This is a genomic window from Bradyrhizobium sp. USDA 4532 (assembly GCF_024171315.1).
GTDB classification, from domain to species: Bacteria; Pseudomonadota; Alphaproteobacteria; order Rhizobiales; family Xanthobacteraceae; genus Bradyrhizobium; species Bradyrhizobium australafricanum.
Window position 1 is genome coordinate 1,019,715 of sequence record NZ_JALJZN010000001.1, and the last position, 18,543, is coordinate 1,038,257.

18 protein-coding genes are annotated in these 18,543 nt (G+C 65.8%); 7 read left to right on the forward strand and 11 right to left on the reverse strand.

All coding sequences use genetic code 11. The features are described 5' to 3' along the window. Window positions 1-167: 167 nt before the first annotated feature. The 6 genes from J2R76_RS04915 to J2R76_RS04940 all read right to left on the reverse strand — a co-directional run bounded on the left by J2R76_RS04915 (window position 168) and on the right by J2R76_RS04940 (window position 8,067). Window positions 168-917 (reverse strand): NUDIX domain-containing protein, encoded by a 750-nt coding sequence (locus J2R76_RS04915; protein ID WP_141342741.1) that lies wholly within the window; start codon window positions 915-917, stop codon window positions 168-170. Between the two features lie 36 nt (window positions 918-953). After that, window positions 954-1,391 (reverse strand): DUF983 domain-containing protein, encoded by a 438-nt coding sequence (locus J2R76_RS04920; RefSeq protein WP_018271985.1) that lies wholly within the window; start codon window positions 1,389-1,391, stop codon window positions 954-956. After that, window positions 1,382-3,739: a ribonuclease R gene (gene rnr / locus J2R76_RS04925; protein ID WP_253623778.1), complete on the reverse strand. Its 2,358-nt coding sequence runs from the start codon at window positions 3,737-3,739 to the stop codon at window positions 1,382-1,384. The genes J2R76_RS04920 and rnr overlap by 10 nt, the downstream gene beginning before the upstream one ends. Then, window positions 3,740-6,511 carry a type I DNA topoisomerase gene (gene topA / locus J2R76_RS04930; protein WP_253623779.1) on the reverse strand — a complete coding sequence of 924 codons (2,772 nt, stop codon included), beginning with the start codon at window positions 6,509-6,511 and terminating at the stop codon, window positions 3,740-3,742. A gap of 197 nt (window positions 6,512-6,708) precedes the next feature. Then, a complete protein-coding gene (locus J2R76_RS04935; RefSeq protein ID WP_253623780.1) occupies window positions 6,709-7,353 on the reverse strand; it encodes a leucine zipper domain-containing protein in 645 nt (214 codons plus the stop codon). Between the two features lie 237 nt (window positions 7,354-7,590). Further along, complete coding sequence (locus J2R76_RS04940; protein WP_057020794.1) at window positions 7,591-8,067, reverse strand: helix-turn-helix domain-containing protein; 477 nt, start codon at window positions 8,065-8,067, stop codon at window positions 7,591-7,593. A gap of 109 nt (window positions 8,068-8,176) precedes the next feature. Here J2R76_RS04940 and J2R76_RS04945 point away from each other — a divergent pair, with 109 nt between their 5' ends. Both J2R76_RS04945 and J2R76_RS04950 read left to right on the forward strand, forming a co-directional pair. After that, entirely contained in the window at window positions 8,177-8,950 is a 774-nt protein-coding gene (locus J2R76_RS04945) for an SDR family NAD(P)-dependent oxidoreductase (RefSeq protein ID WP_229163205.1), read from the forward strand. Between the two features lie 254 nt (window positions 8,951-9,204). Beyond that, the gene (locus J2R76_RS04950) at window positions 9,205-9,363 is read left to right on the forward strand and encodes a hypothetical protein (protein ID WP_092078167.1); all 159 of its coding nucleotides are present in this window, start codon (window positions 9,205-9,207) and stop codon (window positions 9,361-9,363) included. A 57-nt stretch (window positions 9,364-9,420) separates the two neighbouring features. Here J2R76_RS04950 and J2R76_RS04955 read toward each other — a convergent pair whose 3' ends face one another. Next, window positions 9,421-10,029 (reverse strand): FMN-dependent NADH-azoreductase, encoded by a 609-nt coding sequence (locus J2R76_RS04955; RefSeq protein ID WP_076834471.1) that lies wholly within the window; start codon window positions 10,027-10,029, stop codon window positions 9,421-9,423. Between the two features lie 99 nt (window positions 10,030-10,128). On the opposite strand from J2R76_RS04955, the gene J2R76_RS04960 reads away from it, so the two are divergent. Continuing rightward, window positions 10,129-10,539 (forward strand): helix-turn-helix domain-containing protein, encoded by a 411-nt coding sequence (locus tag J2R76_RS04960; protein ID WP_168858165.1) that lies wholly within the window; start codon window positions 10,129-10,131, stop codon window positions 10,537-10,539. Window positions 10,540-10,706: 167 nt separating this feature from the next. Here the strand turns inward: J2R76_RS04960 and dprA are convergent, their stop codons facing one another. Next, window positions 10,707-11,822 (reverse strand): DNA-processing protein DprA, encoded by a 1,116-nt coding sequence (gene dprA, locus J2R76_RS04965; RefSeq protein ID WP_057020790.1) that lies wholly within the window; start codon window positions 11,820-11,822, stop codon window positions 10,707-10,709. 125 nt (window positions 11,823-11,947) lie between these two features. On the opposite strand from dprA, the gene J2R76_RS04970 reads away from it, so the two are divergent. Next, entirely contained in the window at window positions 11,948-13,186 is a 1,239-nt protein-coding gene (locus J2R76_RS04970; protein ID WP_253623781.1) for an amidase, read from the forward strand. Between the two features lie 124 nt (window positions 13,187-13,310). Here J2R76_RS04970 and plsY read toward each other — a convergent pair whose 3' ends face one another. The 3 genes from plsY to J2R76_RS04985 all read right to left on the reverse strand — a co-directional run bounded on the left by plsY (window position 13,311) and on the right by J2R76_RS04985 (window position 16,392). Beyond that, window positions 13,311-13,907, reverse strand: a complete 597-nt coding sequence (plsY, locus tag J2R76_RS04975) for a glycerol-3-phosphate 1-O-acyltransferase PlsY (protein ID WP_076834465.1) — start codon at window positions 13,905-13,907, stop codon at window positions 13,311-13,313. Between the two features lie 224 nt (window positions 13,908-14,131). Then, on the reverse strand, window positions 14,132-15,433 hold the full coding sequence (locus J2R76_RS04980; protein WP_057020787.1) for a dihydroorotase: 1,302 nt from the start codon (window positions 15,431-15,433) through the stop codon (window positions 14,132-14,134). 5 nt (window positions 15,434-15,438) lie between these two features. Further along, entirely contained in the window at window positions 15,439-16,392 is a 954-nt protein-coding gene (locus tag J2R76_RS04985) for an aspartate carbamoyltransferase catalytic subunit (RefSeq protein ID WP_026192854.1), read from the reverse strand. A 268-nt stretch (window positions 16,393-16,660) separates the two neighbouring features. Here J2R76_RS04985 and J2R76_RS04990 point away from each other — a divergent pair, with 268 nt between their 5' ends. The 3 genes from J2R76_RS04990 to J2R76_RS05000 all read left to right on the forward strand — a co-directional run bounded on the left by J2R76_RS04990 (window position 16,661) and on the right by J2R76_RS05000 (window position 18,522). Beyond that, the gene (locus J2R76_RS04990) at window positions 16,661-17,395 is read left to right on the forward strand and encodes a M15 family metallopeptidase (RefSeq protein WP_253590627.1); all 735 of its coding nucleotides are present in this window, start codon (window positions 16,661-16,663) and stop codon (window positions 17,393-17,395) included. Window positions 17,396-17,623: 228 nt separating this feature from the next. Further along, window positions 17,624-18,037, forward strand: coding sequence for a hypothetical protein (locus tag J2R76_RS04995; RefSeq protein WP_092078151.1), 414 nt, complete (start codon window positions 17,624-17,626; stop codon window positions 18,035-18,037). Between the two features lie 32 nt (window positions 18,038-18,069). Continuing rightward, window positions 18,070-18,522 carry a hypothetical protein gene (locus J2R76_RS05000; RefSeq protein WP_168858162.1) on the forward strand — a complete coding sequence of 151 codons (453 nt, stop codon included), beginning with the start codon at window positions 18,070-18,072 and terminating at the stop codon, window positions 18,520-18,522. The last annotated feature ends 21 nt before the right edge of the window (window positions 18,523-18,543 follow it).

Below are 18,543 nucleotides of genomic sequence, written 5' to 3' on the forward strand. Positions count from 1 at the left end.
AGGGAGGCGTTTCGCGGCGCGCCATCGGGAAGATTATTTTGTTTTTGGCCGCTCTCTCGACAGTGTCATTCCGGGGCATCGCGCAGCGATGAACCCGGAATCTCGCGCCGCAATCTCGAGATTCCGGGTTCGATGCTGCGCATCGCCTCGGAATGACGAGGATCATACTACGCCCCCAGCACGTCCTTCTGCATCTTGCCGCCGTAGAAATGGAAGAACGGCACCGGCGCGTCGTGGCGGAGCGGGCCGGTGGCGAGACGGCGGTCGAGCTCGGCGAGCACGTTCTTGGTCATGGCATGCGCGTCGGCGAGCGGCTCGGAGCCGATCTCGACCCAGACCAGCTCGACCAGCTCGGCATCGGCATGCACCACGCCCTCGACACGATGCGCGATGGTCGACGCGTCGGCAGTGAAGAAGCGCGTGTCGAAGCGGCGGACGCGGCCGGGCGGGGTGATCGCGCGCGCGATCAGGAACAGGCCGGACGGATCGGGCAAGAGACCAGCGTCGGCGAACGGTGCCCAGGGCCCGTCGAGCTTGTGCGGCTTCTCGACCTTGCGGCCGAGGCAGAGCCCGGTCTCTTCGCACGCCTCGCGGATCGCGGCGTTGGCAAGCGCACGCGCGCGGCCGGGCGTGATCTTCGGGCTGCCCTTCAACAGATTGGCTTCGAGCTCCGGCGTGATCGGCGCTGCGACCGGCACGCGGTTGTCGGCCTTGTCGACGCGGCCGCCGGGGAAAACGAATTTGCCGGGCATGAACACGACCTTGTCGTGACGCTTGCCGACCAGCACCTTCGGCTTGGCGCCGGAGCGATCGATCAGGATCAGCGTCGCCGCATCCTTCGGCCGGAAATACGCATGATGGTCGGCTTCTTTTTCGCCCTGGTGGACGACAGCGGCGGGCGCGGCAGCTTCAGTCATTTCATCCCTTTCATTTCTTCTTGCGGCCCGGTTTAGCTAGACCGGCGGGATGTCGCTAGGGGGATTCTCGTCAAAGCCATGCATGCGCAGGGCCCATTGCAAGCCGATCACGGCTCCCTTCACCGGCTGCAACAGCGCCAGCGATGCGAACAGCGTGAACGGCAGATAGATCGCAAGTTGCAGCCACACCGGCGGCGAATAATTGGTCTCGATCCACAGCGCCATCGGTACCACGATATGGCCGACGATAACGATGACGAGATAGGCAGGCAGATCGTCCGCGCGATGCGGCGTGAAGTCGAGGTCGCAGACCGGGCAATGGCCGTCGCATTTGAGAAACTTGCGGAACAGTCTGCCTTTTCCGCAGCGCGGACAGCGGCAGCGGAACCCGCGCTTCATCGCGCTCCACACGTCGCGCTTCTCGGGCTCGGCCGCCTCGCGAGTCCAGACCACTGTCGGTGGTGTCACTTCCATGACTTGCCTCGCTTCGATTTGCCGGACTTCTGCTGCGCCGGCTTGCGATCCTTCTTGCGCGATTTCCGCTCCTTGTGCGCCTTCTTGCCTGATCGTTTCGGTCCCTTGTCAAATCCGGCGGCACGGCGCTCGGCCCTTACGCTGTCGCGTTTTCTGCCGCGCGGAATTGCCTGACCATCGGATAATAACTCAAATCGCAGCGCGCCGGCTATCGGCGCGGCTTCCACCAGACGCACATCGACGACGTCGCCGAGGCGATACATGGTGCCGCTGCGCGTGCCGATGAGCGCGTGGCGAGTTTCGTCGTAGTTGAAATATTCGCTGCCGATGGTGCGGATCGGGATCAGACCGTCGGCGCCGGTGTCGTCGAGCTTCACGAACAGGCCGGATCGCGTCACGCCGGAAATGCGGCCCTGGAACGAGGCGCCGACCTTATCGGCAAGGAAATGCGCGATCAGGCGGTCGGTGGTCTCACGCTCCGCCTTCATCGCGCGGCGCTCGGTGACGGAAATCTGCGCGGCGATCTCGGCGAGCGTCTCCACGGTTTCATCGGTCGGCAACGCGCCTTCGCCAAGCCCGAGCGCGCGGATCAGCGCGCGATGCACGATCAGATCGGCATAGCGGCGGATCGGCGAGGTGAAGTGCGCGTAGCGGCGCAGGTTCAAGCCGAAATGGCCGTAGTTCTCGGCGGAGTATTCCGCCTGCGCCTGCGAACGCAGCACCACCTCGTTGACCAGCGGCTCGTAGTCCTCGCCGGCAACCTGCGCCAGCACGCGGTTGAATTGCGTGGGACGCAGCGCGCCCTGCTTGGTGAAGGGCAGGTCGAGCGTCTTCAGGAATTCCTGCAGGTTGTGCACCTTCTCCTGGCTCGGCTCGTCGTGCACGCGGTAGATCAGCGGCAGCGCCTTCTTCTCCAGCATCTCGGCCGCGGCGACGTTGGCGAGGATCATGAACTCCTCGATCAGCCGGTGCGCGTCGAGCCGCTGCGGCACGATCACGCGATCGACGGTGCCGTCGGCTTTCAGCAGGATCTTGCGCTCGGGCAGATCGAGATCGAGCGGGTCGCGCTCGTTGCGTGCAAGCTTGACCAGCTCGTAGGCCGACCACAGCGGCTTCAGGATCGGATCGAGGATAGGGCCCGTCGTGTCATCGGGCCTGCCGTCGATCGCGGCCTGCGCCTGCGCATAATGTAGCTTCGCAGCCGAGCGCATCAGCACGCGGTGGAAGGTATGCGAGCGCTTGCGGCCGTCGGCGCCGATCACCATGCGCACCGCGAGCGCGCCGCGCGGCTCGCCCGGCACCAGCGAGCAGAGATCGTTGGAGATCCGCTCGGGCAGCATCGGCACGACGCGATCAGGGAAATACACCGAGTTGCCGCGCTGCAGCGCGTCGCGGTCGAGCGCCGAGCCGGGCCGCACATAGAAGGCGACGTCGGCGATCGCGACATGGACGATGAAGCCGCCCTTGTTGTTCGGATCGGGATCGACTTCCGCATGCACCGCGTCGTCGTGATCCTTGGCATCCAGCGGATCGATGGTGACGAGCGGCACGTCACGCCAGTCCTCGCGGCCCTGCAAGGTTGCGGGCTTGGCGTCTTCAGCTTCGCGCAGCGCAGAAGTGGAGAACACCTGCGGGATATCGTGGGTGTTGATCGCGATCAAGCTGATCGCCTTCTCACTGGCGATCGAACCGAGCCGCTCCTTGACGCGGGCGGAGGCGAGGCCGTAGCCGCGGGTGCGGATCAGGTCGACGCTGATGAGATCGCCGTCTTCGGCGCCGCCGCTGTCGGCCTTGGCGATGTTGAGCTCGCGGCCGGCCTGCTTCTTGTCGACCGGGATCAGGCGCCCGCCGCCATCGGGATTGCGACGGAAGATGCCGAGGATCCGGGTGCGCCCGTGATCGATCACCTTGATGACGCGGCCGCGATAGGGTGTGCCGTCTTGCTCGTCCGTGACTTCGACGCGCAGCAGCGCGCGGTCGCCGACGCCGGCGGTGGTGCCGGGCTTCGGCCGCCGCGGCGTCTCGATACGGATTTTCGGGGCGGTGCCGTTCTCGTCCGAGTCCCACTCGGCAGGCGTGGCGATCAGCTCGCCGTCGCTGTCGCGGCTGGTGATGTCGGCGAGCAGGGTCGGTGGCAGCGCCGCCGGCTCGTGGATCTTGCGGCCGCGCTTGGCAATCGTGCCGTCGTCGGCGAGCTCACGGAGGATCCGCTTCAGCTCGACGCGGTCGGCGTTCTTCAGGCCGAACTCGCGCGCGATCTCGCGGGTGCCGACCTTGCCTGGATTGGCGCGGATGAAGGCGACGATGGCGTCCCGGCCCGGAAAGCCATGGTCGGGTTTTCGTTTCACTTATCCTCGTGCCTTGCCGGCGCTTTTCTTCGCGGGCGCTTTCGCTGGTGCCGATGATTTTGCAGGCGACGTCTTGGCACCGGAGGCGACCGGCGCGCGCGCCTTGCTGGTCGCATCCGTTTTCGGCTTCGCCGCGGCTTTCTTCGACGCAGCCTTCTTGGCGGGCTTGGCCTCGCCGTCGCCGTCAGTCTCGGTCGCCTCGGACTTGGCTTTCTTCGCCTTGGCGGGCTTTTCCGCCTTGGCCTTCTTGGCCTTTTTGCCGCCGCCCTTGGCCGCGCGCTCGTCGATCAGCGCGATCGCTTCGGCGAGCGTGATCTGGTCGGGGGTGCGGTCGCTCGGGATCGTCGCGTTGACGCCGCCCGCCGCGACATAGGCGCCGTAGCGGCCGTTCTTCAGCGCGACCGCGCCGAGCGTCGGATGATCGCCGAGCGGCTTGCCGGGATCGGCACCGAAGCGGCGGCCGCTCGGGCCCTTCGCGATCTTCTCCGCGATCAGCGTGACGGCGCGGTTCAACCCGATATCAAAGACCTCGTCGCCGGCCTCGAGGCTCGCATAAGTCTTCTCGTGCTTGACGAACGGCCCGAACCGGCCGAGGCTGGCGGTGATCGGCTGCCCGGTTTCCGGATGCTTGCCTATCTCGCGCGGCAGCGACAGCAGTTTCAGTGCCAGTTCGAGATCGACATCGGCCGGTGAGGTGCCCTTTGGAATGCCCGCGCGCTTCGGCTTCTCGCCTTCGGCGTAATCCTTCTGCTCGCCGAGCTGGATGTAGGGGCCGAAGCGGCCGGCCTTCACCGTGACATCGAAGCCGGTGTCGGGATCGGTGCCGAGCACGCGGTCGGCGCTCTCGGCGCTGTCGGCCGCGAGCGGACGGGTGTAGCGGCATTCCGGATAATTCGAGCAGCCGACGAAGGCGCCGAACTTGCCGGCCTTGAGGTTGAGCCGGCCGGTGCCGCAGGTCGGGCATTGCCTGACGTCGCCGCCATCCGCGCGCGGCGGATAGATATGCGGGCCGAGCATCTCGTCGAGCGCGTCGAGCACCTCGGCGACGCGCAGGTCCTTGATGTCGTTGACCGCGCCGATGAAGCCGCGCCAGAAGTCCTGCAGCACCTGCTGCCAGGCGATCTCATTGTTGGAGATGCGGTCGAGCTGCTCCTCGAGATCGGCGGTGAAGTCGTATTCGACGTAGCGCGAGAAGAAGTTCTCCAGGAACGCGACCACGACGCGGCCCTTGTCTTCGCCGTGCAGCCGCTTCTTCTCGAGCTTGACGTAGCCGCGGTCCTTCAGGACCTGCAGGATCGAGGCGTAGGTCGAGGGGCGGCCGATGCCGAGCTCCTCCATCCGCTTCACCAATGATGCTTCCGAGAAGCGCGGCGGCGGCTCGGTGAAATGCTGGGTGACGGCAAGGCTCTGGCGCTTCACGGCCTCGCCCTCGCTCATCGCGGGCAGGCGGCGCGAATCCTCGTCCTCCTCGTCGTCGCGGCTTTCCTGATAGAGCGCGAGGAAGCCGTCGAACTTGATGACCTGGCCGGAGGCGCGCAATTCCAGCACGCGTGAGCCGGCCTTGGCCTCGATGTCGACGGTGGTGCGCTCGAGTTCCGCCGACTCCATCTGGCTCGCAATGGTGCGCTTCCAGATCAATTCATAAAGCCGCGCCTGATCGGCATCGAGCCGTCGGCCGATGGTGGCCGGGCGACGCGACAGATCGGTCGGGCGGATCGCTTCGTGCGCTTCCTGCGCGTTCTTGGCCTTGGCCTGGTACTGGCGCGGGGCGTCCGGCACGTAGGCGTTGCCATAGTCCTCGCCGATCACCTTGCGCGCCTGCGTGATCGCTTCGGGTGCGATCTGCACGCCGTCGGTTCGCATATAGGTGATGAGGCCGGTGGTCTCGCCGCCGATGTCGATGCCCTCATAGAGCCGCTGCGCGATGCGCATGGTGTGCGCCGGCGCGAAACCGAGCTTGCGGCTAGCTTCCTGCTGCAGGGTCGAGGTGGTGAAAGGCGCCTGCGGATTGCGCCGCGCCGGCTTGGCCTCGACGGTCGCAACCTTGAACAGGGCCGCCTCGATCGCCTTCTTGAAATCCTCGGCTTCCGCGCCGGAGCCAATGTCGAGCCGTGCGATCTTCTTGCCGTCGGCGCCGACCAGCCGCGCCTCGAAGGCGTCGCCGCGCGGCGTCAGCAACGTCGCGACCAGCGACCAGTACTCCTTCGGAACGAACTTCTCGATCTCGAGCTCGCGGTCGCAGACCAGCCGCAGCGCGACCGACTGCACGCGGCCGGCGGAGCGGGCGCCGGGCAGCTTGCGCCACAGCACGGGGGAGAGGGTGAAGCCGACCAGATAGTCCAGCGCACGGCGCGCCATATAGGCGTCGACCAGCGCGCCGTCGATCTGGCGCGGCGCCTTCATCGCCTCGGAGACGGCTTGCTTGGTGATGGCGTTGAACACCACGCGCTCGACCTTCTGGTCCTTCAGCGCGCGCTTCTCCTTCATCACCTCCAGCACGTGCCAGGAGATCGCCTCGCCCTCGCGATCGGGGTCGGTTGCGAGGATCAGACGGTCGGCACCCTTGAGCGCCTTGGCGATGTCGTTGAGCCGGCTCGCGGCCTTGGCATCGACCTCCCAGATCATCTGGAAATTGGCGTCGGGATCGACGGAACCATTCTTGGCCGGGAGGTCGCGAACATGGCCGAACGACGCCAGGACCTCGTAGGAGGACCCCAGATATTTGTTGATCGTCTTGGCCTTGGCCGGCGACTCCACAATGACGATATTCATGTCATTCCAATAGCTTACGGGAAAACTTGAAGGTGGGTTCCGCTAGACTCGCGGCCCGCCGTGTCGGGGCGAACATGGGTGCTGGGGCGGTCCCTGTCAAATCGCCAGATATTGAGGGGAGGCGCCAAGCTGTGGAGTTTCTATCCCAAGGGTTGCAAAATGCGTCCTAGAGTTGCGGTCGGCAAGGGCTTATCTCTTTATATATAACGTAGGAATCGGATTAGGCCTTTTGAGCAGCACAGGAGGCGGCCGGAAGCGCAAGGCGTCCGGCGGGCGGCGACCGGCGGGCGACGAGACGGCTGGGGAAGGCGGCCCCGACGACGCCCTGGTCCTGATCGCAGGCGCCGCGACCTAACTCGCCAAACTCGCCCGGCGCGATCGATCGCGACAAAGGCATAACTGGTGCGGCGTTGCAGCGCGGGCAGATACTTCACGTCGATATGAATGAAGCCGATGCTGGCGCTTTCGAAGACGCCGGCCCTGGGCTTGTCAGGCTTGGCAAGCCGGCTGATGCCGTTGCGCTGCAGGCAGCGGTGGATCGCGCTGCGGGACAGCTTGGCATTGATGCACCGCTGCATCACCTCGACGATATCGTCCAGCGGCAGCTGCAGCGATGTCCGCAGCTCACACACTGCCCGTTCCTCAAGGGCGGACAGGCTGGTCGTGAGGTGCTTCGGCCGATGCGAGCGATCCTCGACCGTGCTGCGACCGCGCCAGCGATAGATTGTGGTCTCGCTGACCCCCAGCTCGGCCGCCAATTGGGCGACCGACTTCCTGCTGCGCTGGATGTAGGCACGCGTCTTCGGTGTCGTCGTGGCGTTCGCATGCAGGCTCAGTTCCATGACGCGAAGCGCTCCATGATAAAAGCCACGCCTCGTTCTACACCGATTCCATCCAACCAATCAGCAGGGACCAAACACGAAAGCAGGGACGACACCCAATATGGGTCGTCGTATGTGAGTCATACATCCGCATCCTCGCGACGCGAGGCGCATTCGGATAAAGCGAAATATTTTCGCGGGCGAGGATTGACAAGTTTTTGGTGAGTTGCCCGTCGTGTCGTACCAGCAACACCCGTCCTACGCACTCACGAGGCGCCGCGCGCGCTTCGCTGCAGGCCGCGGCTTCAGCGTCGTATCCGCGGCACCCAGCACGCGTCCATCCTGCGAATAGAGCGCGAGCTTCTTCACCGGCTTGCCCTTGTCGCGGTCGACCAGGATGGTCGCGATCTCGTCCGGATGCTCGTCGAATTCCTCGGTCCATTGCCGCAACGCGACCAGGATCGGAAAGATGCCGTGGCCCTTCGGCGTCAGGACATATTCCTGATAGGCGCTGCCGTCGGAGGCGGGGACCGTCTTCAGGATGCCGCGTTCGACCAGCGTGCGCAGCCGTGTGGCAAGGATGTTTTTGGCAAGCCCGAGGCTCGCCTGGAATTCGCCGAAGCGGCGCCGGCCGAGGCTGGCGTCGCGGATGATCAGGAGCGACCACCAGTCGCCGAACACGTCGAGCGCGCGTGCGACGGGACAGCTGTCGCCTGCAAGGCTGGTTCGTTTCACCGGCTGTCTCCAGGAGTTTGGGCCATCACGACCTTGTGTGGTTGCAATATTAAACCGTATGCCTTAGCTAGGCAAAGAAGTTTAATAATGCAACCAACTGGAGGCGGAAATGAGACTGGCGAACAAGACGGCGTTGATCACCGGCGGCAACAGCGGCATCGGGCTCGCGACAGCGAAGCTGTTCGTGGCGGAGGGCGCCAAGGTCGTCATCACCGGGCGCAACAAGGAGACGCTTGCGGCGGCATCCAGGGAGCTCGGGCCGAACGCGCTCGCAGTGGTGGCTGATGCCACCGACGTCGCGGCGCTGGAAGCCGCGGTGAAGCAGGGCGCCGAGAAGTTCGGCAAGTATGACGTTCTGTTCGCCAATGCCGGCATTCCCGGCCAGACGCCGGTGGGCGGCACCACGCTGGCCGCATTCGAGAATGTGATCCGGACCAATCTCACCGGCGTGTTCTTCACGGTGCAGGCGGTCGCGCCGTACCTCAACGACGGCGCATCGATCATTCTCAACGGCTCGGTGATCTCCGTGCTCGGCAATCCCGGCTACTCGGCCTATGCCGCGAGCAAGGCCGGCGTGCGCGCGATGGCGCGGGTGATGGCGTCAGAATTCTCGCCGCGCAACATCCGCGTCAACGTGGTGGCGCCGGGCGCGGTGCGCACGCCGATCTGGGGCGCGGCGATCGCGACGCCCGAGGCCGAGAAGATCTTCGAGCAGCGGATCGGCAAGACCACGCCGCTCGGGCGGATCGGCGAGCCCGATCACATTTCAAAGACCGTGCTGTTCCTGGCGTCCGACGACGCCGCGCATGTGCAGGGGCAGGAGCTGTTCATCGATGGCGGTGCAACGGCATCACCGGCGGGCGCGCCGATCTATCGCGGATAGAGCCTTTCCGTTCCGATTAAATCGGGCCGGGGCTCTGGTTTTATTCTGACGCGTTTTCTTCACGCGAACCGGTATCCACTTCGCTCGAAAACGCTCTGGTTTGTTTCTCATTGTATCGAACGGCCGGTGTGAAGCGTTTCATACCGGCCGGTTTGGCTTGCGACTATCATCGCGCGCATTGAACCTTTGACGTACTGCCCGGACTCCTGATTGGGCGGGGAGTTTTTCACCACGGAATCATTTGGAGTGCCGCCATGCCGAAAGCAGCCCGCATTTCGACGTCGATCCCGGTTTCGCCCGCATCCGAAAGTTCAGATACGACGCAGTTTGTGACGGTCGCGCTGTTCTCCGGCATCGGCCTGTTGATTTCGCTGGTCGCCGTCATCCTCGGCATACAGGGCGTCTGGTTCTGAGTTCGTCCACCTGAACGGCCTGCCGCCGCCAGGCGACGGCAGGCACTTTGAATCACATCAGGCTGCGTTCAGGCTGCCGGCGGCCTGCAGCGCGCCCGCAACCGCCTTTTCGCGATGCTCGGGGCCAACCTGGATGCCGTCGGCGGGGATGAACTCAACATTCCTGACGCCGATGAAGCCGAACACGCCGCGCAGGTAGGTCTCGAGGTGCTCGAGCGCGGCCATCGGCGTGTCGGCGCCGTAATAGCCGCCGCGCGAGATCGCGATGATGACGCGCTTGTTGCCGGCCAATCCCTCGACGCCGCCGGTGCCATACTTGAAGGTCTTGCCCGCGACCAGGATGCGGTCGATCCAGGCCTTGAGCTGGCTCGGAATCGTGAAATTGTACATTGGCGCGCCGATCACGACGATGTCGGCGGCGAGGAACTCGTCCAGCACCGCTTGGCCGGTCGCGATGTCGTCGCGCACCGACGGATCCGGCGCCGCGCCTTGGCTGGCGGCGAGGTGCAGGCCGGAGAGGTGGGCGAGCGGGGTCTGGCTGAGGTCGCGGTAGCTGACGACGAGGCCCGGATTGGCCTGGCGCAGCCGCTCGACGGCAGCGGCCGAGACCTGGCGGCTGACGGAGTGGGGGCCGAGGACCGAGGAATCGATGTGCAGAAGTTTCATGGCTGGGGTCACCTTTGGTATAGGTTTGTAACTGGCGCTATATGAGTGACCGCCCTAAATCTCCGCAAGAACGCACATTTTTGAAACCCGAGCACACCAATGGAACCCGAGCACATCGATGTAACCGCCGAAACCGGCCTGCCGCGTGGCCCCGGGACGCATCAGGACTGCCGCGGCGTGGCCTCGGTGCTGTCGCGGGTCGGCGACAAATGGAGCGTGCTGGTCATCATGCTGCTGCGCGATGGACCGCGCCGCTTCAACGAGCTGAGGAGGATGATCAACGGCATCTCGCAGCGCATGCTGACCTTGACGCTGCGCGGCCTGGAGCGCGATGGCCTGGTGACGCGCACGGTGTTTCCGACCATTCCGCCGCGGGTCGACTACGAGCTGACCGATCTCGGGCGCGGACTGGCGGTGCCTGTGATGGCGCTCGGCGAATGGGCGTTCGCGCATCTGCCAGAAATCGAGGGCGCGCGGAACGATTTCGACGCGCGGAATGGCGAAGGCTGAGTTCGGAGCCTTCGCGTTCGGACAAGCAAAACCGTCATCCTGAGAGCCTGCGTAGCAGGCGTCTCGAAGGATGCACGGCCACCAGTCGGGCCGTCGATCCTTCGAGACGCGCTGCGCGCTCCTCAGGATGACGGACAGGCGTTTGCGCGAGCGAGATATTCAGCTCGTCAAATCATCGACACCAGCCCGCCGCCGTGGCGTTCGAGCCTGCCGGCGAGCTCGAGCTCGAGCAGCACGGCGCGGACAACGGCCGGCGACACGTCGGCCATCCGGATCAGATCGTCGAGGCTGATCGGGCTCGGTCCGAGCAGGTCGATGATGCGGGCGCGATCGCCGCTATCAGTGGCAAAGTCCAGCGGCTCGTCGTCCTCGCGCGCGCCAAGCATCACCGGCCGCTCCATGATCGGCGTCACCGCGCTGATGACGTCGGCGGCTTCGGTGACCAAGGTGGCGCCTTGCTTGATCAGGTCGTTGGCGCCGGCGGCGCGCGGATCGATCGGCGAACCCGGCACGGCGAACACCTCGCGGCCCTGTTCGGCCGCCATCCGCGCCGTGATCAGCGAGCCCGAGCGATGCGCGGCCTCGACGATCACGACGCCGAGCGAGGCGCCCGAGATCAAACGGTTGCGACGGGGAAAGTCGCGCGCCCGCGGCACATGGCCGAGCGGCATCTCCGAGATCGCCGCGCCGCGCTCGAGCAGGGCGGCCAGCAGATCCTCGTGCTCCGGCGGATAGATCCTGTCGTGGCCGCCGGCGAGCACGGCGACCGTGCCGCTGGCAACGGTGGCGCGGTGCGCTGCCTGATCGATGCCGCGGGCGAGGCCCGAGATCACGACAAAGCCGGCATCGCCAAGATCGCGCGCCAGGGTGCCTGCAAATTTCAACCCGGCGCCGGAGGCATTGCGGGAGCCGACGATCGCGATCATCGGCCGCGTCAGGGTATCGCGCGCGCCGCGCACGGCAAGCAGCGGCGGCGCGTCGTCGATAGTGGCAAGCCGCGCCGGATAGTGCGCTTCCTCCGGCGCGACGAGATCGATGCCGAATTTGCGGCAGGCCGCGAGCTCGGCGGCGGCGTCGGCCTCGCTGCAGATCCGCCCGGGGCCGGAGGCGCCGCCGCGGCGCGCGAGGTCAGGCAGGCGCTCCAGCGCGTGCGCCGCATCGCCAAAATGGCGGAGCAGCGATGCAAAGGTGCGCGGGCCGACATTGTCGGAGCGGATCAGCCGCAGGCGGTTGAGCCGTTCGGTGTCGGTGAGTTTTGGAGGGCTGGGCGAGCGGTCATGCATACGGGGCCCAGCTTCGCCCAACCTGAGATTGTGATCAACTGCGACATTGGCGCAGCCGCGCGCGACGCGCTAAAAGCGCTTGGCAAGAAGCCGCCAAAAACCGTCAAGAAACAGGAAGTCCGCCGATGATTTCGCTTGCCGATCTCCAACGCCGCATCGCCTCCGGCGAATTGTCCACCGATGTCGCCATCACGCAGACGCGGGACGCCATCGCGGCGCAGGACAAGACTATCGGCGCCTTCGTCCGCCTCGACGAGACGGCGCGTGGGCAACAGGCCGGGCCGTTGCGTGGAATTGCAGTCGGCATCAAGGACATCATCGATACCGCTGACCTCCCGACCGAGATGGGCGCCGCGATCTATCGCGGGCATCGGCCGCGCGCCGACGCTCCGGTCGTGATGGCGCTGAAGCAGGCCGGCGCCACCATCATCGGCAAGACCACGACGACGGCATTCGCGGCGAACGATCCGACCGCAACGCTCAATCCGCACAATCACGCGCACACGCCGGGCGGCTCGTCGTCGGGCTCGGCCGCCGCGGTCGCCGCCGGGATGATCCCGCTCGCGCTCGGCACGCAGACCGGCGGCTCGGTGATCCGGCCGGCCTCGTTCTGCGGCGTCGCCGCGATCAAGCCGAGCTACCGGCTGCTGCCGACCGTCGGCGTGAAATGCTTCTCCTGGACGCTCGATACCGTCGGGCTGTTCGGCGCCGGCGTGCGCGACGTCGCGCTGGGGCTCGCTGCGATGACGAAGCGGCCCGAGCTGGTGGTGCCGTCGAAGGTTTCCGCGCCGCGCATCGGCGTCGTCACGCAGGCCTTCGCCGGCGCGCCTGAACCTTCCGGCGCGGAGGCGTTGCAGAAGGCCGCGCGTGCGGCGGAGCAGGCCGGTGCGACCGTGCGCGAACTCGCGATGCCCGAGGTCGTCGCGGAGGCGTGGCGGATTCATCCGGTGGTGCAGGAGTTCGAGGCGCATCAGTCGTTCGCCTGGGAATACGGCCAGAACTACGATGCGATGCCGCCGCTGCTGCGCGGCCGGCTCGACGAGAGCAAGGGTGGCACGCCGGCCGAATACGACGCGGCGATAGACGTCACGCTGCGCGCACGGCTGGCGCTGGCCACGATCCTCACCGAGGTCGACGTGCTGCTGACGCTGTCGGCACCGGGCGCGGCACCCGAGGGTTTGGCGTCGACCGGCGATCCCCGTTACAACCGGCTCTGGACCTTGATGGGCGTGCCCTGCGTCAACGTGTCGACACTGACCGCCGAGGGCGGATTGCCGGTCGGCGTCACCGTGATCGCGGGGTTTGGCGATGATGCCAAAGCGCTGGCGGCCGCGAGCTTTGTCGAGGACGCGCTGAAGCGGTAGGCCTAGTCATTCCGGGGCGATGCGCCGCATCGAACCCGGAATCTCGCCCCACAACTTCTGGATTCCCCGGTGCGCAATTGCGCACCTGAGGTTCATCGTGCGCGATGCCCCGGAATGACATACGTCACTTCCGCTCGCCGATCTTGCCCTCGGTACCGGCCTGCAGGCGCTGGATGTTCTCGCGGTGCATGTAGAACAGCAGCAGCGTCAGCACGGCGAACAGCGAGGCGAGCGCGTTATGGCCGAACCACCACAGGAACAGCGGCGTCACGAACGCGGCGATCAGCGCCGACAGCGACGAGTAGCGCGTGGTGTAGGCGGTGCCGAGCCAGATCACGGCGAAGATCAGCGCCGCCGGCCAGAACAGGCCGAGCAGCACGCCGAGATAGGTCGCGACACCCTTGCCGCCGCGAAACTTGAGCCAGACCGGGAAGAGGTGGCCGAGGAAAGCCCCCAGCGCCGCCAGCATCGCCGCGTTCGGGCCGTCGATGGTGCCGGCGATGATGACGGCGACGGTGCCCTTCAACATGTCGCCGAGCAGCGTCGCCGCGGCGAGGCCCTTGCGGCCGGTGCGCAGCACATTGGTGGCGCCGATATTGCCCGAGCCGACCGTGCGCAGATCCTGCGTGCCGGCCATCCTGGTCAGCACCATGCCGAACGGGATCGAGCCCAGCAGGTAGCCGATCAGGAAGGCGAGCGGCAGCAGCCCATCAGCAGACATCGCAGTGGTTCCCTGGAGCGGTCCGGCCCGAACGGGGCAGTGCCGTCAATGAAATATTAACCATAAATCCGCACCATGGCCTTGGTAATGAGGGAGCTTATCATGGCTTCTGTTCGCAGGCGGCTGGAGCAGTTTTTCTTTGTCGTTTACGTCGCGGCCATCGTCGTTGGCACAACGATGGAAGCGATGTCGCAACTCGCGTCGCGCTAAGTTCCACCCCAGTTTCAGACGTGCTCGTAAACGGTCCGTCCGCCGACGATCGTCCGCGTCACGCGGCCCGAGAAGCGGGCGTCGTCGAACGGCGTGTTCTTGCACAGTGATTTGAGATCGTCGCGGTCGAGGACCCAGGGCGTGTCGGCGTCGATCACGATGACGTCGGCCGGCGCGCCCGCGCGCAGCGTGCCGCCGGCCAGGCCGAGCAGCTCCGCCGGCCGTGTCGACATCGCCCGGATCAGCGTCTTGAAGTCCATCTCGCCATTGTGGATCAGCCGCAGCGCCGCCGGCAGCATGGTCTGCAGGCCGACTGCGCCGCTCGCCGCTTCCGCGAACGGCAGCCGCTTGACCTCGACGTCCTGCGGATTGTGGTCGCTCATCACGACGTCGATCAGCCCGGAGGCCAGCGCCGCGACCAGCGCCTTGCGGTCCTCCTCGGTGCGCAGCGGCGGGGCCAGCTTGAGGAAGGTGCGGTAGGGGCCGATGTCGTTCTCGTTCAGCGTCACGTGATTGATCGAGACCGAGGCCGAGACATTGTGGCCGGCGTCGCGGGCGCGCTTGAGGATCTCCAGCGACTCGATCGAGGTCAGCGAGGCTGCGTGATAGCGCCCGCCGGTCAAGCCTGCGAGCCGCATGTCGCGTTCGAGCATGATCGACTCGGCCGCGGTGGGAATGCCGGCGAGGCCGAGCCTTGTGGCGAATTCGCCCTCGTTCATCACGCCTTCGCCCACCAGATTCGGATCCTCGGTGTGATGCACGATCAGCGCGTCGAAATCGCGGGCATAGGTCAGCGCGCGCCGCATCACCTGGGCGTTGGTGACGCTGCGGTCGCCGTCGGTGAAGGCGACGGCGCCGGCGGCCTTGAGCAGGCCGATCTCGGTCATCTCCTGGCCCTGCATGCCCTTGGTCAGCGCCGCCATCGGATGGATGTTGACGATCGCGGTGTCGCGGGCCCGGCGCAGCACGAAGTCGACGGTCGCCGAATTGTCGATCACCGGCGAGGTGTCGGGCTGGCAGATGATGGTGGTGATGCCGCCGGCCGCGGCGGCCTGGCTGGCGGAGGCGAAAGTCTCGCGATGGCTGGCGCCGGGCTCGCCGACAAAGGCGCGCATGTCGATCAGGCCGGGGGCCACGATCTTGCCGGCGCAATTGACGATGTCGGTGCCTTCGGGGACGCCGGCGGCGCCGATGCCGCGCTTGGCGTCACGGATCACGCCGTCGGCAATCAGGACATCGCCCGGACCGTCGAAATCGCGCGACGGATCGATGACGCGGGCGTTGGCGAGCAGGATGGGGCGGCGGTCGGTCAGCATCGGTCTCACGCGTTCGGCAGGTTGCGGGCGAGCGCTTCCAGCACCGCCATGCGCACTGCCACACCCATTTCAACTTGTTCACGGATCAGCGACTGCGCGCCGTCGGCGACGAAGGTGTCGATCTCGACACCGCGGTTCATCGGGCCGGGATGCATCACCAGCGCATCCGGCTTGGCATAGCCGAGCTTCTTCTGGTCGAGGCCGAAATAGTGGAAATACTCGCCCGACGACGGCACGAAGGAGCCGTTCATGCGCTCACGCTGCAGCCGCAGCATCATCACGATGTCGGCGCCGTTCAGCCCCTCGCGCATGTCGCGCGCGACCTCGACGCCCATCCGCTCGATGCCGGGCGGCAGCAGCGTGGAGGGGGCCACCACGCGGACGCGCGCGCCCATCGTGTTGAGCAGGAAGATGTTGGAGCGCGCCACGCGCGAATGCAGCACGTCGCCGCAGATCGCGATCGTCAGCCCCTCGAGCCGGCCCTTGTTGCGGCGGATCGTCAGGGCGTCGAGCAGCGCCTGGGTCGGGTGCTCGTGGCTGCCGTCGCCGGCGTTGATCACGGAACCGTCAACCTTGCGCGCCAGAAGCTCGACCGCGCCGGAGGCGTGGTGGCGTACCACGAGAATGTCCGGGTGCATCGCGTTCAGTGTCACCGCGGTGTCCATCAGGGTCTCGCCCTTGCGGGTCGACATCGATGACACCGACATGTTCATGACGTCGGCGCCCAGGCGTTTTCCGGCGATCTCGAACGAGGACTGGGTCCGGGTCGAGGCCTCGAAGAACAGATTGACCTGGGTACGGCCGCGCAGGCTGGCGCGCTTCTTGTCGACCTGGCGGTTGAGCTCGACATACTCCTCGGAGAGGTCGAGCAGGCCCGTGATGTCGTCAGCGGAAAGGCCCTCGATGCCCAGCAGATGCCGGTGACCGAGGACAAAAGTCGATTTCAATGATGGGGTCATTAAAGCGAGAGCTATAGGCGCGGATGGCCGGTGGGGCAAGCGCGAAGAGGGCTCGCGGGAGTTTTCCCCGAGTAAGATATCGCCGCCTTCCCGGCGGTCCTGCCGGGGCTCGCCGCGGGACATCCGCGCCTTGCTTTTGCGGGGGTTTCCGGAACAAGACGTGGATGGCGGGGCACAGGCGGAGCGGCAGCGACGCCGTCCTCCTGACGGGCTATACCCGGCCGTGACGCCGGAGCGAGACCTCGTGAAAATTGTCGTGATCGCATGGATGGCCATCGCATTGATCCCGGGGGCGATCTCGCCTGCCTTCGCTCAGAACTTGCCCGGCGACTTCGCGTTCCTTCGCGACATCGATCCGACCATCATCCAGGACATCCGCTACGCCGGCGCGAACAATTTCATGGGCCGGCCGCTCGCGGGCTATGGCGCGGCGGAATGCGTGGTGAAGCGGGAGGTCGGGCTTCGGCTCAAGGCCGTGCAGCAGGAACTGGCCCGGCAAAGACTGTCGCTGAAGATGTTCGATTGCTACCGGCCGGCTCGCGCCGTCGCCGACATGGTGGCATGGTCGAAGAACGGCACCGAGACCGCCGCCGAGCGGCGCTACAACCCGGCCTTTTCGAAGACGGACCTGTTCCGCCTCGGCTACATCGCCACCCATTCGGGCCATTCGACCGGGGCCGCGGTCGATCTCACGCTGGTCGATCTTGGCGCCGACAATTCGCGCAAGTTCGATCCGGCCAGGGACTATGCCGACTGCACCGCGCCGGCCGCCGCGCGCGCCCCCGAGGGCAGCGTCGACATGGGCACCGGCTACGACTGTTCCGACGTCAAGGCCCACACCGCGACGAGCTCGATCACGCCGGCGCAGAGACGCTGGCGCGCCATGCTGGTCGCGGCGATGGCCCGGCAAGGGTTCGCGAACTATGCCAAGGAATGGTGGCACTTTTCGCTGCCGGGGGCAGGCGGGCCGGCCTACGACTTCCCGATCGTCCGGGCGCGGTAGCGCGTTTTCGAGCGAAGTGGACTCCGGTTCGCGTTGAAGAAAACGCGTCGGAACAAAGACTGGAGCTTCGATTCCGATCAATCAGAACCGAAGCTCCAGCGCAGGATTTTCCTCAAATCCGAAGCATTTTCGCAAGACGACGCTTGCCATCGCAAAAGTAGCTGAGCGACCTTTCAACACTCCTTAATTGTGGCCGTATGAAGTGCCGGCAACACGGGAGCATGCAGCATGCGTTTCGCAGCCATTGCAATTGTTGTCGTCGGCGTCGCCGGCGTCTTGATCTATGATCGACACGACAAGAGCGCGAATTATCAGCGCGTCGATGCCCGCATCAGCGGCGTCAGCGAGCAATGCTATCTGGAAAAGGTCGAGCGCGGGGTCATCACCAAGACGACATCGACCTCCGATCTGACCCGCTGCGAGATTGCCGAGCTGCTGCGCAAGGAGCATCCCAAGTGGCAGGGCTATGACGTGAAGCACAAGATCGAGGTGAAGGTCGTCTATGTCTCGCCGGTCGACGGAGCCACCCACCAGTCGAGCCTGCAGATGTCCTATTTCCCCAATGGCAAGCCGCTGCGCGCCGGGGACGTGTTTCCTGTCCTCGCCTCCAAGACCAAGGCGGACAAGACGCGTTCGATCTGACCGACGCGGTTCGACAGGACGGAAGCACAACCATGCGCCTTGGCCTCTACGCTATGATCGCTGTCGCCGTCGCGAGCTTCTATGTCTATAGCGAGCTCGACAAGCGGCTGAACTTCCGGCCGATCGACGCGCGCGTCAGCAGCGTCAAGGAACAATGCTACATGGAGAAGACCGAGGGGTCGCGGAGCTCGACCTCCGATCTGTTGCCGTGCGAGCTTACCGAGCTGCTGGCACGCCATCATCCGAAATGGCAGGGCGCCGACATCAAGCACAAGATCGAGATCCGGTTTGCCTACATCTCGCCGGTGGACGGCGCCGCGCATGAGTCCAACCTGCAGTTGGCGGCCTATCCCGATAACCGGCAATTGAGCAGCGGCGACATTTTTCCTGTCCAGGCTTCCAGGAAGGAGGCGAACCGGACCCGCGTCAATGACTGGGTCGACCGCTGGCTCGGCCGCCATGCGCCCAAGCATGGCAGCATCTGAACGCGATGAGCTTGGGCGCAG

What these genes read in the sequence shown, in the direction of transcription:
- J2R76_RS04985 (WP_026192854.1), bottom strand. Translation starts at nt 16,392, where the DNA reads ATGACCCCATCATTGAAATCGACTTTTGTCCTCGGTCACCGGCATCTG.
- plsY (WP_076834465.1), bottom strand. Translation starts at nt 13,907, where the DNA reads ATGTCTGCTGATGGGCTGCTGCCGCTCGCCTTCCTGATCGGCTACCTG.
- dprA (WP_057020790.1), bottom strand. Translation starts at nt 11,822, where the DNA reads ATGCATGACCGCTCGCCCAGCCCTCCAAAACTCACCGACACCGAACGG.
- topA (WP_253623779.1), bottom strand. Translation starts at nt 6,511, where the DNA reads ATGAATATCGTCATTGTGGAGTCGCCGGCCAAGGCCAAGACGATCAAC.
- J2R76_RS05000 (WP_168858162.1), top strand. Translation starts at nt 18,070, where the DNA reads ATGCGCCTTGGCCTCTACGCTATGATCGCTGTCGCCGTCGCGAGCTTC.
- J2R76_RS04945 (WP_229163205.1), top strand. Translation starts at nt 8,177, where the DNA reads ATGAGACTGGCGAACAAGACGGCGTTGATCACCGGCGGCAACAGCGGC.
- J2R76_RS04955 (WP_076834471.1), bottom strand. Translation starts at nt 10,029, where the DNA reads ATGAAACTTCTGCACATCGATTCCTCGGTCCTCGGCCCCCACTCCGTC.
- J2R76_RS04995 (WP_092078151.1), top strand. Translation starts at nt 17,624, where the DNA reads ATGCGTTTCGCAGCCATTGCAATTGTTGTCGTCGGCGTCGCCGGCGTC.
- J2R76_RS04990 (WP_253590627.1), top strand. Translation starts at nt 16,661, where the DNA reads ATGGCCATCGCATTGATCCCGGGGGCGATCTCGCCTGCCTTCGCTCAG.
- J2R76_RS04970 (WP_253623781.1), top strand. Translation starts at nt 11,948, where the DNA reads ATGATTTCGCTTGCCGATCTCCAACGCCGCATCGCCTCCGGCGAATTG.
- J2R76_RS04935 (WP_253623780.1), bottom strand. Translation starts at nt 7,353, where the DNA reads ATGGAACTGAGCCTGCATGCGAACGCCACGACGACACCGAAGACGCGT.
- J2R76_RS04980 (WP_057020787.1), bottom strand. Translation starts at nt 15,433, where the DNA reads ATGCTGACCGACCGCCGCCCCATCCTGCTCGCCAACGCCCGCGTCATC.
- J2R76_RS04920 (WP_018271985.1), bottom strand. Translation starts at nt 1,391, where the DNA reads ATGGAAGTGACACCACCGACAGTGGTCTGGACTCGCGAGGCGGCCGAG.
- J2R76_RS04950 (WP_092078167.1), top strand. Translation starts at nt 9,205, where the DNA reads ATGCCGAAAGCAGCCCGCATTTCGACGTCGATCCCGGTTTCGCCCGCA.
- J2R76_RS04960 (WP_168858165.1), top strand. Translation starts at nt 10,129, where the DNA reads ATGGAACCCGAGCACATCGATGTAACCGCCGAAACCGGCCTGCCGCGT.
- J2R76_RS04915 (WP_141342741.1), bottom strand. Translation starts at nt 917, where the DNA reads ATGACTGAAGCTGCCGCGCCCGCCGCTGTCGTCCACCAGGGCGAAAAA.